Below are 14,970 nucleotides of genomic sequence, written 5' to 3'. Positions count from 1 at the left end.
TCGCCCCGTGGGAACCTCCCAACGCCACGGAGGTATCTCATGCAACGAACACTCATCCTCGCATTGACCTTGTCGCTAAGCGCGAACGCCAGCGCCGATTGCGATCTCCGCTATGCGCCACCCGATGTCCGCGCCGCTGCATTGGCTTTTCATCATCGCGCCAGCGAACAACGCCGGTCCCACGCCAACAACGCGGCGCGTCCGGCCATCCAACGCGTGCCGCGGGAGGAACATACCAAGCGGACAGCGATGGCCGAGGTTGATCGCACGCCTTCGTGCTAGTGGCAGAGCTGCGACTTACTCCTGCACCACGCAACCCCAGCCATCATTGAGACCCCCCAGCGATTCGGCTTCGCTGGCGAGCAGGCTTTCGTAGCCGCTGATGTTGTCGTGCGAGGGAACCATGAAGGGGTGGGCTTGAACTTCCCACGGACGCTCCTCGTCCGCTTCGTATTCGGAGAAGGAGACTTTCTGGCCGTTCCTCAGCAGCAGCACCGCGAATTGCAGTTCGGCTTCCTCCGTGGGAAAGATCACCGAGAAGTCGATTTCGCGCGCTATGGAGAGATCGTCGCCTTGCTCGGCCATCTGCCGCAGCACGTCGCCATTCTCGTCATCCGGAAAGTCCACGTGTTCGTTCATTGCCTATCCCGTGTGCGTGTAGCGCTGCGCGCAGGTGTGAGCGCGTGGCCCAGTCTCCCGTGGAACGCGCGCAGCGGCAAGTACGCTGCCACGCCCACGACTACGCCGGCACGTTGTAGCGAAATTCCACTCGTGTTCCGCCGGGCTCACGCACAAAGCCGTGCATATTGCCCAGCTTGCCCACGGCCTCGGGCGGAAACTCCACTTCCACGCCGGGCCATGCGGCGACCCTGGCGAACAGCGCATGCAATGCTTCCTCGCTGGACACCTTGAGCGCGACATGGTGAAGACCGATGTTCTTGCGCCGGTCGAACGGCTGGTGGCCCTCCGTGCCGTCGACCTGCCACAGGGTCAGCACGGACGTGCCATCGGAGACGAATACCGCCGGATAGCCGGGGTTGCCACCGACCACCCGCCAACCCAGGCATTGCACGAAGAAGGCCCGCGAAAGCTCGATATCGCCCACGGTCAAGCCCACATGATCGATGCCGGCGGTCAGTGCATTACTGTCGTTCATCAGGTCGCATCCATCGTCGAATATTCAAGCCAAACCCGTGCCTGGAAGCCGGGGCGGCGTTCAATGCAGGAGATCTTCCCAGTTCCTCGGCACCTTGCCGCGAGGCCCCGGCGTGGGCTGATCCAGGGGATGGAAATGGGGCGGACGCAACTGCGGTCCGTCGTAGGCCCGGCGCGTGCGGAAGTCGTAGAACCACGGATCGTCCGGCTCGAAATTGGCGATGACCGGATGGCCGGTTTCATGAAAATGCTTGCTGGCGTGCTGGCTGGGCGAACTGTCGCAACAGCCGATATGCCCGCATTGCGCGCAGCGCCGCAGATGCAGCCACCAGCCGTCGGCCTTGAGACATTCGACGCAGCCTTCGCCGCTGGGTTCAGCGTCCAGATTGATACCGGTATCCGCATGGCTCATCGGTGGCCTCCTTTACGGTGATCGATGGGTGGCGACGGCGCTCAGAAGCCAAGATCACTCAGGCCCGGATGATCGTCCGGACGGCGACCGAGCGGCCAGTGATACTTGCGCTCCGATTCGGCAATGCGCAGGTCATTGATGGACGCATGGCGATGCGTCATAAGGCCGTTCTCGTCGAACTGCCAGTTCTCGTTGCCATAGCTGCGGTACCACTGGCCGGAATCGTCATGCCATTCGTAGGCAAAGCGAACGGCGATGCGGTTGCCGGCGAAGGTCCACAGTTCCTTGATCAGGCGATAGTCGAGTTCGCGATTCCATTTGCGCGTGAGGAACGCCTGCGCGTCCTCACGACCATGCACGAACTCGGCGCGATTGCGCCAGTAGGTATCGGGCGAGTACGCCAGCGACACCTTCACCGGGTCGCGACTGTTCCAGCCATCTTCGGCAAGGCGCACTTTCTGCGCGGCCGTTTCGGCGGTGAAGGGAGGAACAGGCTGACGAACTTCCATGGCACACCTCGGGGACGGGTTGAGCGAAACGCAAGCATAGCCTGAGTAACATCCACGTCCCGCGAAGGTTGCCTCGAACGAGTCCCGGATCAGCGCTTGATGTCGTTCTTGTCGACGGCGCCGCCCTTCATCACGAAGCTGACGTGTTCCAGCTGCGCAACATCGTTGATCGGATCGCCGCTCACCGCCACCAGGTCGGCGTAGTAGCCCGGCGCCACCGCACCGACCTTGCCGGTCATGCCGAGCAGATCCGCGGCGTTGACGGTGGCTGCCTGGATGGCCTGCATGGAGGTCATGCCCCAATGGGTCATCACGGCGAACTGCTTGGCGTTCCAGCCGTGCGGATAGACGCCGGCATCGGTGCCAAAGGCCATCTTTTCGCCCGCCTTCACCGCGCGCTGGAAGTTCTCGCGCTGCAGGCGGCCCACCAGTCGTTCCTTCTCCACCGTGCTGGCCGGGAAGCCCTTCTTGGCATATTCGCTGAGGATGTAGTCGTCGTTGTAGACGTCGAAGTCCAGATAGGTGCCGTGCTGCTTGGCCAGCTTGAGGCCTTCCTCGTCGATCATGCTGCTGTGCTCGATCGAGTCCACGCCGGCGCGGATGGCCATCTTGATCGACTCCGCGCCGTGCGCATGCGCGGCCACTTTCTTGCCCCAGCGATGCGCCTCATCCACCACGGCGTTCATTTCTTCCTGCGAATACTGTGGCGCACCGACCGATGCCTCCGCGCTGAGCACGCCGGCACTGGCCATGAACTTGATCACGTCGGCGCCGTTCTTGACGTTTTCGCGCACGCGATGGCGGATGGCATCGACCCCATCGGCCACGCCTTCGACCCCGTGGAACTCGATCCACGGCGAGAAGCCGGTGGTGTCGTCGGCATGGCCGCCGGTGGCGCCCAGCGGCGGACCGGAGACCAGCATGCGCGGACCGGCAATATCGCCGCGATCAATCGCATTGCGCAGCGCCACATCCACATAGTCAGGCGCGCCCAGATTGCGCACGGTGGTGAAGCCGGCATCCAGCGTGCGCTTGGCGTAGGTCGGCGAGAGGATCGCCGAATCGATCGAACCGCGCTTGAGCACGGCCTCGTAGTAATCGCCCTTCACCTCGCCCGGATCGCCGGTGAGATGCACGTGGCAGTCGATCAGTCCGGGCAAGAGGGTTGCGCTGCCCAGGTCGATCACGTTGACGCCTGCCGGCACCTGGCCGTCGTAGCGGACTTCGGTGATGCGTTCGCCCTCGATGATTACCAGCGGGTTGTCGCGCACGGTACCCGCCTTGACGTCGACGAGGTGCGCGGCGCGCACGGCGACGCGAGTCGGTGCCGGTGCGTCGTCGGCCGATGCGGCAGCGGCCGAACCCAGGCCTAAGACGATGGCGGAAAACAGGGGCAGCAAACGCATGGAACATCTCCGTGGGCAATGACGATGGCAGTGGGCGGACAGCCCGACGCCGCGCATCGCGCCACGGTCTTGCGTTATCCCCCTGCCCTCACCTTACCGTAAAACGACGATCCGTCACCCGTGACGGATGGCGCATGGAAGGCCAGAGGAAAGCGGGACCGATGCGGGAGACATCGGTCCCGCCATGGATCAGGGCTGGCTACCGGCCGCTTGCACGGCGGCATAGGCGTTGACGATGCCAGAGCCGATCGGCTTGCTTCCGCTGGGCGTCACATGCGGCACGGTGGCCGAGGACTTCAGCAACTGGGTAACCTTCGCCGGCGTCAGCAGGGCCTTGCCGAGCGCAAGACGATAGCTCTGCATCAGCGCCACCACGCCCGCCACATGCGGCGTGGCCTGCGAGGTGCCGGCCATGCCGCCGTAGGTTGCCGTGGTCGGCGTGGTGGTGCCGGCATTGATGGTGGACCAGATGAAGCCGGTGGTGGCCTGCGTGCCGCTCGATGCGTCGTTCTTGTACACGCCGCCGCCGGGTGCGGCCAACGTCACGATCGAGCCGTAGTTGGAGTAGTAGGCGCGCGTGCTGGTGACGCCGGTGGCGGCCACCACGACCGCACCTGCGCAACTGGCCGGCGAGAAGTTCGCGGCATTCGCGTTGCTGTTGCCAGCCGCCACGACCACGCTGGCGCCGCGGCCAACCGCGCCGGTGATCGCCTTGCCCAGCACGCTGCTCGACGGGCAGGTGCCCGACCCGCCCAGACTCAGGCTGAGCACTTTGGCCGGATGCGCATTCGCCGGCACGCCCGACACGGTGCCACCCGACGCCCAGGTAATGGCATCGGCGATGTCGGCGTTCGAGCCGCCGCAGTGACCCAGCACGCGCACCGGCACCACCTGCGCATTGAAGGCAGTACCCACCATGCCCGTGCTGTTGTTGGTGATCTCACCACCTGCCGTGCCGAACACATGCGTGCCGTGCCAGCTGCTGCTCTCCGCGGGCTGGCCCGAGCCGCACTGGTTTGCCGTGGTCCAGTCACCGGTATCCCAGCCGCCTGCCACGCGGCCGTTGGTGGAGCGGCCCGACACGGCTGCGCTGGTGATGAAGTCGTAGCCGGCGCTGGCGAGCGAGAGATTGAGATCCGGATGATTGGTGACGCCGGTATCGAGACTGGCAATCGTCACGCCGGTGCCATCGGCCAGCGTCCATGCCTGCTGGATATTGGCGGCGCCCCAGTTGGCCACGTTGGCGTTGAGCGTGTTGTCGAAGAAGCTCGCGCCGCTGGGAGCCAGGTAATCCCACTGGTAGCCCGCGTAGTACTGATCGTTGGGAACGGTAAAGGTCGCCGCGCCTTGCGGGCGAATGCCGTCGACACGCTTGAGCATGTATTCCGGTTCCACGAAGGACACCGCGGGATCGGCAGCGATCTGCCTGATCAGCGTCGCCGCTTCGCTCGCCGACAGCGCGCGATCGGTATGCACCAGATCCGCGCCGGTGGCCAGCCTGCGCTCGTATCGCACGGCGAGCGCACGCGGTGCGGCAAGCGTTCCCGCGCTCAGCTTTGCGCGCGATACCGCCACTCCCACGTTCTGCACGGCGATCGCCGCGTTGCTGCGTTCGGCGCTGCCGTCCTTGTAGGTGATGATGAAACCGGTATAGCTCTGATCGTTCTGCAATGGACTTACATCGAAATTGGCCGATGGCGGCGGCGATGTGCCGAAGTCGGCGGCGGACGCCGAGGCGGACAGCGCCATCAACAGGGAAACCACCAGCCAACGCTTGTGAGTATGACGTTCCATTTCGAACTCTCCATGCTTGGGTTAGGTCGAAGTGATCCCGTGACGTCCAGTCGGAATCCCACCGTGGCGGCGCCTCGATGCGTCGAGCCTTCGACGTTGATGTTTACCGCGATCGCGGGAGTCGTCCGTGACCCACCGCGAAGACAAATCGAACCTGCGCCGCGCGTAACGCAGCGAATCAACGAAACAGGTAACCCCAGAATCCAGCGCAAACGCTCACCGCACCGGCGTCCCCACAGGACAGCCAGCAACGCAGGTCACTCGTGGGTGGCGCGCGTTTCTTGTCCCCTCGCGCAGCCACGTCGCATGATTCTGCGACTACGACATTGATTCATGGGACCGGTGAAGGAATCGCAAATAATTGCTGCCGCCGGCGCGGGCAGGCACCGCTTATGTGAGCCGGTTCACATAAGCGATGCGTGTAGGCGTTCGCGCTCGCGCCTGGCGAGCTCGTTTATGACCCTGGATGGTAGGTCCGCTCGACATGCCCCTGCAGGTCTTCCGGCCAGAAATACACCGCGCGCAAATTGCCGGTGGTGTAGCGCTCGGCCTCATCATTGAAATGCGGCGATGTCGGATGTCCGCTCTCTCCACCCGCCGTGATCGCACGCGCGCGCACCTTGTCGCCAAACTCCACCGCCGCGACAAAACTGTTGCCGCTGGTGCCGTAGTAGCGGCGCGTGCCCGGCCAGCGATGCGCACCGAACGAAGCGAGCGAGCCCCAGCGCGATGAGGTGAACGGCACGGGGATGCTTGGCTTGCTGTCGTCGAAGGGCTGCTCGATGTCGCCGTTGATGCGCTGGTAGCGATTGACTTCGCCCCACGGCACGCCCCAGCTGCCGAAGTCCTTTTCGAGGCGAGTTGATGCGTCCACCAGCGCTTCGAGACGCGCCTTGGGTCCGGCGCGCTCGGCCATGATGTCGTAAACGGAGAGCCCTTCGGATACGTCGGACTTGTCGACCTTGTCCCACAAGGTATCGCCCCAGAACACCGCCAGCGAGGTGGGCATGGAGGCGATGCCCCAGCGATAGTCCCAGCCGCGCAGCAAGGCGATCGGCCCGGCGAGTTTCTTCTTCAGCGGATCGTTCGCGGGCAGCGCGTCGTAATCCTTCAGCAGGATCGGCACCTGCCGCGCAAACGCGGGCAGATACGAATCGAATGCCGCCGTGATCAGCGACGGCAGCGTGAAGTCGCGCTTGTCGCTCAACACCATGGTGGCGTGGATGCCGCGCGGATTCTCGCCAACGCTATCCATATAGCGCGGATAGTTTTCCCGCCTGGGGCTGTCGGGACCCGCTGCGGAATACGGCCAGTCGTTGGTGTTCATGATCCAGCCGTTGGCGGGATTGAGCAGATGCGGCGCGGCGTCCAGCGGCAGCAGTCCTTGCCAGTCCGTGGCGGGATCGCTGCCGTCCACCGGCTTGGTGTAATCGAAACGGTTGTCGCGCTTGGGGATGAATTGCGGATGCAAGTACGCGATCTCGCCCTTGTCATCGGCAAAGATGGTGTTGTTGGACGAGTTGGCCTTGAGCTCGGCGATCTTCATGAAGCTTGCAAAGTCGGTCGCCTTGGTGCGCAACCAGCTTTGCTCCAGTGCTTCCATCGGCTTGTTCATCAGCGCGGTGGCGATCCATTTGTCGCCCTCTGCGCGCACGACGGGGCCGTGGTGCGTGGCATAGGTGGTGAACGTACGCTCGGCCATCGAACCATCGGCCTTGCGGTAGCGCACGGCGATCGGCTTGGTGGTGACTGATCGAACGTCCTTGCCGTAGCGATAGCCGAGCTTGCCGCCGTCATGCACGACGGTTTCCGCAAACTCATCCACCACGTCGGCTGTCGTCGAGGTATGCATGAAGCCGATGTGCTTGTTGAAACCCTGGTAGATGAAGAACTGCCCCCAGGTCACCGCGCCATACACATCCAGCCCCGCATCGCTCGACATCTGAAGTTCGGAACGGAAGAAGAACGAGGTGTGCGGATTGATCAGCAGCAAGGCGTGACCATCGGCGGTGAGTTTCGGCGCGATGGCGATGCCGTTGGAACCGGTGGGCTCGGCCCAGCTCGACGGCGTGTCGACGAAGGCCACGGCATCCGTGGATTTCCCATAGAACGCCTGCAACTCTTTCAACGAGACGCGCTCGATATCGCCGCCAATGCTGCCTTCGCTGAAGCTCAGCGCCATCCACGGTTCAAAATGCGTGATGACGCGCGGATGCACATCCGGATGCGTGGCGAGGTAATAGTTGAGGCCGTCGGCCCAGGCATTCATCAGCTCGCGCAGCCACGCAGGACTCTTCGCGTACTGCTGCTTCAGTTGGACCGGGTCGATCCACAGTTGCTGCCGCAGATCGGACCAGATCGCCTGCTCGCCCTCGGCCTGCGCAAGCCAGCCCAGCGAGTTGAGGTAGTTTGTCTCGACGCGGTTGAAGTCGTCCTCGGCCTGGGTATAGGCCATGCCGAACACGGCGTCGGCGTCTGTCTTGCCGTGCACGTGGGCGATGCCCCAGTCGTCGCGGGTGATGGTGACGGCGGCGGCTTCGGTTTTCCAGCGGGAGGTGTCGGTGGGTGCTGCGTGTGCAGTGCCGAGGCAACCGAGTGCGAGAAGTACGGCGGCAGAAAGTGTACGGCTGGCGATGGTCATGGTCTTCGGTGCCTTTCTTGTGGACGAGTTTTGACCGGTCGCCCCAGCCCTTCCTACTCCGTCATTCCGGCGAAAGCCGGAATCCAGCGCCTTGGCTTTATCGCATGTAAAGGCACTGGATCCCGGCTTTCGCCGGGATGACGAGCTCGTGAAACGCAACGCGCCGATATCACGACATGGCGTAACTGTTATTCCCCCGATCCGCATCCGGCAACTTATGCTCCGGATCCAGCGTGAGCTTCGCGATCTTCTTGCTCGTATGCAACGCCAGCTTCGGCGTCGCGCTCTGCCGCCATGCCTCCACCGGCACAGCCACGTCCTCGTGGCTGCCGTCGGCATAGTCGATACGCAGCATCGACGGCATCACCAGCTTCTGCTTGCTGGTCAGCGTCACCTGAGCGCCCTTGGCCGGGTCGTTGTCGACATAGCTTGCCGTGCTGATGCCCATGTCCAGCTGCCAGTTGTTGAGGTACCAGCCGCGCCACCACCACGACAGATCCTCGCCCGCCTCGCTGCTCATGAAGCGGAAGAAGTCCGAGGGCGTGGGATGGTGATATGCCCAAGTGGCGATGTATTTGCGGAAGGCGGGGTCGAAACGGTCGGGTCCCAGGATCTGCTCGCGCAACAGCACCAGGCCGAGTGCGCCCTTGAAGTAGCTCACCGGGTGGCGGTATTTCTCCGCGACCGAATCGGCCGGCGCCATCAGCGTGGGCGCGTTGGCATCAGCCAGCAGTGGCAGGATCTCATCGACCGGATTGCCGCCCTTGGGCGCGTACTCGCCGTCGCGCTTGGGCGCGAATTCACCCTTGTTGAACGCGTCCGAGGCATAAACGTCGATGAAGGTGTTGAAGCCTTCGTCCATGAACGCGTTGCGGCGTTCGTTGGAGCCCACCACCATCGGAAACCAGGTGTGGCCGATTTCGTGTGCGGTGATCCAGAACAGCATCGGGCCCTTGTCGTCAAAGCCGTCGAACACGATGCCGGGATATTCCATGCCCGCGCCATGCCCGCCGAGGTTCACCGCCACCGGCCAGGGGTACGGATACCACTTCGAGGAGAAGTGCTCGATCGCGCCCTTCACGTATTCACTGGAGCGATCCCACTTGTCCTTGCCCACGCCTTCTACCGGGTACACCGACATGGCGAGTGCGTGCTTGCCTTCGGGCAGGTTGATGCGCGCGGCATCCCATACGAAGGCCGGCGAGGCGGCGAAGGCCACGTCGCGCGTGTGCTCCATGTGGAAGCGCCAGGTCTGGGTGCCGCTCTGCTTCGGGCGACTGGCGGGGTCGTTCACTTCCTGCGGCGAACGGATCATCACCGTCTTGTCGCTCTGCGCCGCCTGCGCGAGGCGCTTCTGCTGCGTGGCGGTGAGCACGTCGCCGGGGTTGGTCAGCGCGCCAGAGCCGGCCACGATGTAATTCCACGGTACGGTAACGGCGTAATCGATATCGCCGTATTCCAGATAGAACTCCGAGCCGAGGTAGGGCTGCGTATCCCATCCGCGCAAATCGTCGTAGACGGCCATGCGCGGGAACCACTGTGCGATCTCGTAGATGTCGCCGTTCTTGGTCGGAGTGACTGCCGTGCGACCGCCCCAGGTGCCTGGCACCGTGTAGTGATAGCGGATGCGCAGTTTCGCCTGCTTGCCGTTGCCGGCCAGCGCCTGGCCCAGGTCCACGCGCAGGCGCGTGTCGTCGACCAGGAAGTGCGTGGGCTTGCCGTCCACCTCCACCGCCTCGATCTGGTAGCCGTCGGTGAAGTCGTTGCGCGGACGCGGCGAGGAGAGCGAGCCGCGCGAGTCGCGGCGATAGATATTCTGGTCCAGCTGCACCCACAGCACGTCCAGCGCATCGGGGCTGCGGTTGGTGTAGGTGATGGTTTCATCGCCGCGCAACGTGTGCGAGGCCGGGTCGATGTTCGCCTCGATCGCATAATCCACGCGGTTCTGCCAGAACTGGGGCCCCGGCTTGCCCGCACCGTCGCGGAACGCATTGGGCGCATCGGGCAGTACGAGCGGCGCAAACAGCGCCTGGGGATCGAACACGGCGTCCGCGCCGTCGGCAAAGGCGGGCGCGCACAGGGCGCCAGCTGCAAGCAGGCCCGCCGCAACGGCGCAGCCCAGGACGAGTTTCTTCATCACGCGTTTTCCTCAAGGCTCACCGGTCTGAACCTGACAATATAGGCAGCGGGGCGCCGGATGAACCGGGTCAGTGGTCATGGGCCGCGCCGCAGCTTCATGCGACGGCGGCGGCCAGCGGCCCAGGGCCGCGCCTGCGAGGCGGTACAATGGCGCCATGAGTACCCCCGAACATTCCCCGCTCGGCAAGACCACCGTCTATGCCGACCGCTACGACCCCGCGCTGCTATTCCCCATCCCGCGCCAGGACAAGCGCGACGAGATCGGCGTCGCCGAGCCCTTGCCGTTCCACGGCGAGGACATCTGGAACGCCTATGAGCTGTCCTGGCTCGATACCCGCGGCAAGCCTGTGGTGGCGCTGGCGGAATTCCGCGTGCCCGCCAGCTCGCCCAACATCATCGAGTCGAAGTCGTTCAAGCTTTATCTCAATGGCTTTTCGCAGGAACGCATGGACGACAGCCACGGCTTGTCGGCCATCCTGATGCGCGATCTCTCGGCGGCTGCAGGCGCCCCGGTGGAAGTGACCCTGAGCCACGCGCAGGCGCGCGGGCATGCCGTCACCGACCTCGCGGGCACCCTGGTGGATGAGCTGGCGATCGACATCGACGACTATGGTCCGCCGTGCGCGGACTATCTGATGACCAACGACCATGCACCCGTGGTCGAGGAAAGGCTGGTCTCCAACCTGCTGCGTTCCAATTGCCCGGTGACCGGCCAGCCGGACTGGGGCAGCGTGCAGATCCATTACCAGGGTGCGCCGATCGATCAGGCCGGCCTGCTGCGCTACCTCGTTTCGTTCCGCAACCACAACGAATTCCACGAGCAGTGCGTCGAGCGGATTTTCGTCGACGTGATGGAGCGCTGCCGCCCGCAGCATCTGAGCGTCTATGCGCGTTATACGCGACGCGGCGGGCTGGATATCAACCCGTATCGCAGCACCGGCAACGAGCGCCCCGGCAATCCGCGCGGTGCACGCCAGTAAGCCCGTCGTGAAGGCGGCGTCGAGGCGAAAACCGCGGTAATCGCAGCTTCAGACCGCCGAAGCTAGCCTCCCTTTTGACCATGCGCCCGGCCTCATCCGCCGGGTGCGTGTCCGCCACCGGTCACGGGGTCAGTCATGAATATCCAGCCACGTAAAACGGCGTTGTACTGCGCGACCCTTGCCGGATTGCTAGTGCTGAGCGCGTGCGGCAAGAACCAGGAAGCGTCCAACACCACGCCGACGGCACCGGCAACCAGCGCTCCGGCGCCCGCCGCCCCGGCACCCTCGGGCAGCACGCCGATGCCGCCGCCGTCGAGCGCGCCATCGCCGGCCAGCACCGCGCCCGCTCCGGCGGAAACGACCGGAAAGTCGGCCGGCATACAGACCGGCGGCGAGATCAAGGTGGCCGCCGTCACCCTGGGCAGCCAGGTCGACGCCGCGCATGCCATCAGCAAGGAGCAGCGCCGTTTTGCGCCGGAGGACCAGGCGATCTACGCCAGCGTGGCCACTATCGGCACCACCGACAGCGCCACCTTGAATGCCAAGTGGAGCTATGTCGACGGCAAGGATGAGGCGTTCAGCAGCACCAGCGAATCCATCGCCACCGACGGCCCGGCGATCACCACGTTCAAGGTGCAAAATCCCAACGCGTGGCCCAAGGGCAAGTACAAGGTCGTGATCTCGCTCAACGGCAGGCCGGTGGCGACGGAGGATTTCGAAGTACGCAGCTAGGCCCATCGCCACCCAAGAAAAAGGCGCCTTTACGGCGCCTTTTTTGTGGCTGAGTGAGATGGCTACAGGGCACGCTTCCACGTATGCACGCGCACGCCTGCGATCACCTGCAGCACGCCGTAGATCAGCGCGGCCACGCCTATCCATATGGCCACGGTGAGCAGGCCGGCGACCGGGTAAGCGGCAAACAGCACGCCCAGCACGATCGCCAGCACGCCGCTCAGCGCGATCATCCATTCGCCGGTTATCTCCTTGCGTACACGGATGGCGAACACGATGCGGTAGATGCCCGCCACGATCAGCCACGCCGCCAGGAACAGCAGCAACACATTGACCACGGCCAAGGGATGCCAGATCGCCAACAGCCCGAACACGATCGAGGCGATCGCGTACACGATCAGCCAGCCGCGCGACATCGCCAGATGACGATTGAACAAGGCAAACACGCTGATGATGCCCTCCGCCAAGGCCATCACGCCAAACGCCCAGGTCAGCGCAATCACGGTGCCGCCCGGCCACACCAAGGCGCTGATGCCAAACAAAATGGAGATGACCCCGTAGAACACCAGCAACCAGCCCGTACGGCTGACGCCCCGATGCAGGATGGAACTCATAGTCGCGACCCTCCTTGAGGTTGAATGGCGGCACCATCGGCCCGCAGACACTCACTGCCAGGCAGGAATAGGGGAGCCTCCCCCTTCGTCGCGCGAGTGTCCGAGACAACATCGACGCATCCGGCGTGTCGACGCAATGCGAACGCCGTCTCAGCCGCCCGCAGAGGGCTCAAATCCGGTCAATGCCGCAACACGGATGGCACGCCCACTTAACCCGCGGCTTGCTTGAATTGCCATGTGAAGCGTACGGCACGATGGGCCATCCATCGAGGACTCAGCATGAAAAAGGGCAATATCCAGGGCCATGGGAAGCAACTGGCCGGTCAGGTCAAGCAGCACTGGGGCAAGCTCACGGCGGACGATTTGAGAATCGCCGAAGGCAACGCCGAATACCTGTCCGGCAAACTGCAGCAGCGCGACGGCATCGCGCGCGACCAAGCCGATCAGCAGGTGAAGGCTTTCGAGAAACAGCTATGCCATTCACAGAGCTCGCGCTGAGCGACCGTTGCGACGCTCACATGATGTCGAGTGGAATCTTCAGATAGCTGGTGCCGTTGTCTTCCGATGGCGGAAAGCGGCCTGCCCGCATGTTCACCTGCACGGCAGGCAGCAGCAGTCGCGGCATCGCGAGCGTTGCGTCGCGCGTGCTGCGCATGCGCACGAAGTCTTCCTCATCGCTGCCCACACGCACGTGGATGTTGCTGCGGCGCTCGTCGCCTACCGTGGTTTCATGCGCGAAGGCGTCTCGACCTGGCGCCTTGTAATCGTGGCATAGGAACACGCGGGTATCGTCCGGCAGGCTGAAAATCCGCTGGATCGAACGGTACAGCGTGCGCGCATCGCCACCAGGAAAATCGCAGCGCGCCGTGCCGTAGTCCGGCATGAACAAGGTGTCGCCGACGAACGCCGCATCGCCGATCACATGCGTCATGCACGCCGGCGTGTGGCCTGGTGTGTGCATCGCCACCGCATCGATGCTGCCGACCCGGTAGCGCTCGCCGTCCTTGAACAGATGATCGAACTGGCTGCCGTCGCGCTCAAATGCAGCACCGGCGTTGAAGATCTTGCCAAACGTCTCCTGCACCTCACGGATGTGCTCGCCAATCGCCAGCTTGCCGCCAAGCACGGACTGCACATAAGGCGCGGCAGAAAGATGATCCGCATGCACATGGGTATCGATGACCCATTCGAGCTCCAGCCCCTGCGCCTTGACGAAGTCGATCATGGCGTCGGCCGAATCGCGCCGCGTACGGCCAGAGACCGCGTCGTAGTCCAGCACGCTGTCGATCACCGCCGCCTTGCGCGTCACCGGATCGGCCACGACGTAGCTGAAGGTGTTGCTCGACTCGTCGAAGAAGGCCTTTACCTCGGGTCGCTGCACGGCTTGCTACTCGTGTCCATGGCGGCTTATTGGAACGCATGGGGCATCGCGATGCCAGCGGCCAATAGCCATAGCGACTCTGGATGCTGCAGCCTGTCGCCAGGGCAGACATAGGCTCAAAAGATGGCGCGCCCGGAGGGATTCGAACCCCCGACCAATGGCTTCGGAAGCCACTACTCTATCCGGCTGAGCTACGGGCGCATGAGCGTCGGCGCGTGCGTGGAACCGGGGCTCCGGGGCACGGCGAGGGCGCAGTATAGCGGAGTTGGGGGCGGGAGCCCATGTGGGGGTGGGGGTGGGTTTGTTGGTGTGGGATGGGGTGGATTTCATTGGCATCTGACGCTGGGCGCGTTTGACTGTCGCGTTATCGCCAGGGTGCCGCCTACGCGGCGGGCGTTTCGAACGGCTGCCGCCGCTCGAGTCACTTTTCTCTTGCTGGCCCACGCATGCGCAGGAGCGCATGCGAACGGCGAAGCCGGCCCGAAGGGCGGAGAGCAGGATGCCCGGAGTAAGAGAAAAGTAACCCAAAGCGTATGGCCTGAAAGAGCAAGGGCTCGTAGCGTCGTGTTGGATACCATCATCTGGCGCTCGAGGGGTTCGGAAGCGTGGCGATCGTCCGACAGGCGATTGGGCTACACCGCGAAGAGGGCTTAAAGCGCTGCCTCGCTGCGCATCGGCTTTTGGCATCGCTCCATCCCCTGCCGCGCCGGCTTGCCTGTGGGAGCGCACCCTGTGCGCGACAGCCACGCTGGGATGTACCGCTCCGTAGGTTTGTCGCGCACAGGGTGCGCTCCCACAAAGAAGCCGATCGGCAAGATTGAACGCCATCCACGGACCTGAGTCCTCCCTTGTAGGAGCGCACTTGTGCGCGACCACAGCGTGTTGGTGCACCTCTCCGTAGGCTGGTCGCGCACAAGTGCGCTCCTACAAAAGATCGACCCAGCAGCACGGGACGTTGCGTGCTTCTTGATGTGGCTTTTGACGCGGCTTTTGCCCCCGGGCTCCCCGTATGACGCGGCGGGCGGGCGGAGGAAAGCCCGCAGGGTGGCCGCATGGATGCGGCCAGTTTTTCGATAGGACAGGGATGTCCTGTCGAAAAACCCCGTAACCCGACCGCGCACCTGGAGGGCCGCAGGCCCGGAAGGGGCGTCATCCGGGGGCCCCTTCTCCGTTGATTACTTTCTCTCGGCCAAGCAAGAGAAAGTAA

At 63.9% G+C, this 14,970-nt stretch carries 14 protein-coding genes and 1 tRNA gene; 4 read left to right on the top strand and 11 right to left on the bottom strand.

The window, feature by feature from the left end:
• Window positions 1-39 precede the first annotated feature (39 nt).
• Window positions 40-282, top strand: coding sequence for a hypothetical protein (locus tag AC1DMY_RS14485; RefSeq protein ID WP_477165639.1), 243 nt, complete (start codon window positions 40-42; stop codon window positions 280-282).
• Between the two features lie 15 nt (window positions 283-297).
• Here AC1DMY_RS14485 and AC1DMY_RS14480 read toward each other — a convergent pair whose 3' ends face one another.
• From AC1DMY_RS14480 to AC1DMY_RS14445, 8 genes are all read right to left on the bottom strand, one after another.
• Window positions 298-639, bottom strand: a complete 342-nt coding sequence (locus AC1DMY_RS14480) for a ribonuclease E inhibitor RraB (RefSeq protein WP_477165638.1) — start codon at window positions 637-639, stop codon at window positions 298-300.
• 100 nt (window positions 640-739) lie between these two features.
• Window positions 740-1,156 (bottom strand): VOC family protein, encoded by a 417-nt coding sequence (locus tag AC1DMY_RS14475; protein WP_477165637.1) that lies wholly within the window; start codon window positions 1,154-1,156, stop codon window positions 740-742.
• A gap of 60 nt (window positions 1,157-1,216) precedes the next feature.
• Window positions 1,217-1,567, bottom strand: coding sequence for a UBP-type zinc finger domain-containing protein (locus AC1DMY_RS14470; protein ID WP_477165636.1), 351 nt, complete (start codon window positions 1,565-1,567; stop codon window positions 1,217-1,219).
• A 41-nt stretch (window positions 1,568-1,608) separates the two neighbouring features.
• Window positions 1,609-2,076 (bottom strand): nuclear transport factor 2 family protein, encoded by a 468-nt coding sequence (locus AC1DMY_RS14465; RefSeq protein WP_477165635.1) that lies wholly within the window; start codon window positions 2,074-2,076, stop codon window positions 1,609-1,611.
• 89 nt (window positions 2,077-2,165) lie between these two features.
• Window positions 2,166-3,482, bottom strand: a complete 1,317-nt coding sequence (locus AC1DMY_RS14460) for a Xaa-Pro dipeptidase (protein WP_477165634.1) — start codon at window positions 3,480-3,482, stop codon at window positions 2,166-2,168.
• 189 nt (window positions 3,483-3,671) lie between these two features.
• A complete protein-coding gene (locus AC1DMY_RS14455) occupies window positions 3,672-5,276 on the bottom strand; it encodes a S8 family serine peptidase (protein WP_477165633.1) in 1,605 nt (534 codons plus the stop codon).
• Between the two features lie 454 nt (window positions 5,277-5,730).
• Window positions 5,731-7,917, bottom strand: coding sequence for a penicillin acylase family protein (locus AC1DMY_RS14450; protein WP_477165632.1), 2,187 nt, complete (start codon window positions 7,915-7,917; stop codon window positions 5,731-5,733).
• A 169-nt stretch (window positions 7,918-8,086) separates the two neighbouring features.
• Window positions 8,087-10,054: a M1 family metallopeptidase gene (locus AC1DMY_RS14445; RefSeq protein ID WP_477165631.1), complete on the bottom strand. Its 1,968-nt coding sequence runs from the start codon at window positions 10,052-10,054 to the stop codon at window positions 8,087-8,089.
• A gap of 157 nt (window positions 10,055-10,211) precedes the next feature.
• Between AC1DMY_RS14445 and queF the strand changes: the two genes are divergently transcribed.
• The gene (gene queF, locus AC1DMY_RS14440; RefSeq protein ID WP_477165630.1) at window positions 10,212-11,036 is read left to right on the top strand and encodes an NADPH-dependent 7-cyano-7-deazaguanine reductase QueF; all 825 of its coding nucleotides are present in this window, start codon (window positions 10,212-10,214) and stop codon (window positions 11,034-11,036) included.
• A gap of 135 nt (window positions 11,037-11,171) precedes the next feature.
• Window positions 11,172-11,768, top strand: coding sequence for a hypothetical protein (locus tag AC1DMY_RS14435; protein ID WP_477165629.1), 597 nt, complete (start codon window positions 11,172-11,174; stop codon window positions 11,766-11,768).
• Window positions 11,769-11,830: 62 nt separating this feature from the next.
• On the opposite strand, the gene AC1DMY_RS14430 is transcribed toward AC1DMY_RS14435, so the two are convergent.
• Entirely contained in the window at window positions 11,831-12,382 is a 552-nt protein-coding gene (locus AC1DMY_RS14430; protein ID WP_477165628.1) for an HdeD family acid-resistance protein, read from the bottom strand.
• Between the two features lie 279 nt (window positions 12,383-12,661).
• On the opposite strand from AC1DMY_RS14430, the gene AC1DMY_RS14425 reads away from it, so the two are divergent.
• Window positions 12,662-12,880, top strand: a complete 219-nt coding sequence (locus AC1DMY_RS14425; protein WP_477165627.1) for a CsbD family protein — start codon at window positions 12,662-12,664, stop codon at window positions 12,878-12,880.
• A gap of 16 nt (window positions 12,881-12,896) precedes the next feature.
• Here AC1DMY_RS14425 and AC1DMY_RS14420 read toward each other — a convergent pair whose 3' ends face one another.
• Together AC1DMY_RS14420 and AC1DMY_RS14415 are read right to left on the bottom strand one after the other, a co-directional pair.
• Window positions 12,897-13,763 carry an MBL fold metallo-hydrolase gene (locus AC1DMY_RS14420; RefSeq protein ID WP_477165626.1) on the bottom strand — a complete coding sequence of 289 codons (867 nt, stop codon included), beginning with the start codon at window positions 13,761-13,763 and terminating at the stop codon, window positions 12,897-12,899.
• 124 nt (window positions 13,764-13,887) lie between these two features.
• Window positions 13,888-13,964: transfer RNA gene (locus AC1DMY_RS14415), tRNA-Arg, on the bottom strand.
• Window positions 13,965-14,970 lie beyond the last annotated feature (1,006 nt).

It is taken from the genome of Dyella sp. 01L423 (assembly GCF_056399945.1).
The sequence above is the reverse complement of the archived record's forward strand: the minus strand, read 5'-3'. Positions and strand labels throughout refer to the sequence as shown.

Bases quoted from the DNA above. Each gene is read 5' to 3' on its own strand.
- AC1DMY_RS14480 (WP_477165638.1), bottom strand. From the start codon at position 639: ATGAACGAACACGTGGACTTTCCGGATGACGAGAATGGCGACGTGCTG.
- AC1DMY_RS14445 (WP_477165631.1), bottom strand. From the start codon at position 10,054: ATGAAGAAACTCGTCCTGGGCTGCGCCGTTGCGGCGGGCCTGCTTGCA.
- AC1DMY_RS14455 (WP_477165633.1), bottom strand. From the start codon at position 5,276: ATGGAACGTCATACTCACAAGCGTTGGCTGGTGGTTTCCCTGTTGATG.
- AC1DMY_RS14425 (WP_477165627.1), top strand. From the start codon at position 12,662: ATGAAAAAGGGCAATATCCAGGGCCATGGGAAGCAACTGGCCGGTCAG.
- AC1DMY_RS14435 (WP_477165629.1), top strand. From the start codon at position 11,172: ATGAATATCCAGCCACGTAAAACGGCGTTGTACTGCGCGACCCTTGCC.
- AC1DMY_RS14430 (WP_477165628.1), bottom strand. From the start codon at position 12,382: ATGAGTTCCATCCTGCATCGGGGCGTCAGCCGTACGGGCTGGTTGCTG.
- AC1DMY_RS14460 (WP_477165634.1), bottom strand. From the start codon at position 3,482: ATGCGTTTGCTGCCCCTGTTTTCCGCCATCGTCTTAGGCCTGGGTTCG.
- AC1DMY_RS14465 (WP_477165635.1), bottom strand. From the start codon at position 2,076: ATGGAAGTTCGTCAGCCTGTTCCTCCCTTCACCGCCGAAACGGCCGCG.
- AC1DMY_RS14470 (WP_477165636.1), bottom strand. From the start codon at position 1,567: ATGAGCCATGCGGATACCGGTATCAATCTGGACGCTGAACCCAGCGGC.
- AC1DMY_RS14450 (WP_477165632.1), bottom strand. From the start codon at position 7,917: ATGACCATCGCCAGCCGTACACTTTCTGCCGCCGTACTTCTCGCACTC.
- queF (WP_477165630.1), top strand. From the start codon at position 10,212: ATGAGTACCCCCGAACATTCCCCGCTCGGCAAGACCACCGTCTATGCC.
- AC1DMY_RS14475 (WP_477165637.1), bottom strand. From the start codon at position 1,156: ATGAACGACAGTAATGCACTGACCGCCGGCATCGATCATGTGGGCTTG.
- AC1DMY_RS14485 (WP_477165639.1), top strand. From the start codon at position 40: ATGCAACGAACACTCATCCTCGCATTGACCTTGTCGCTAAGCGCGAAC.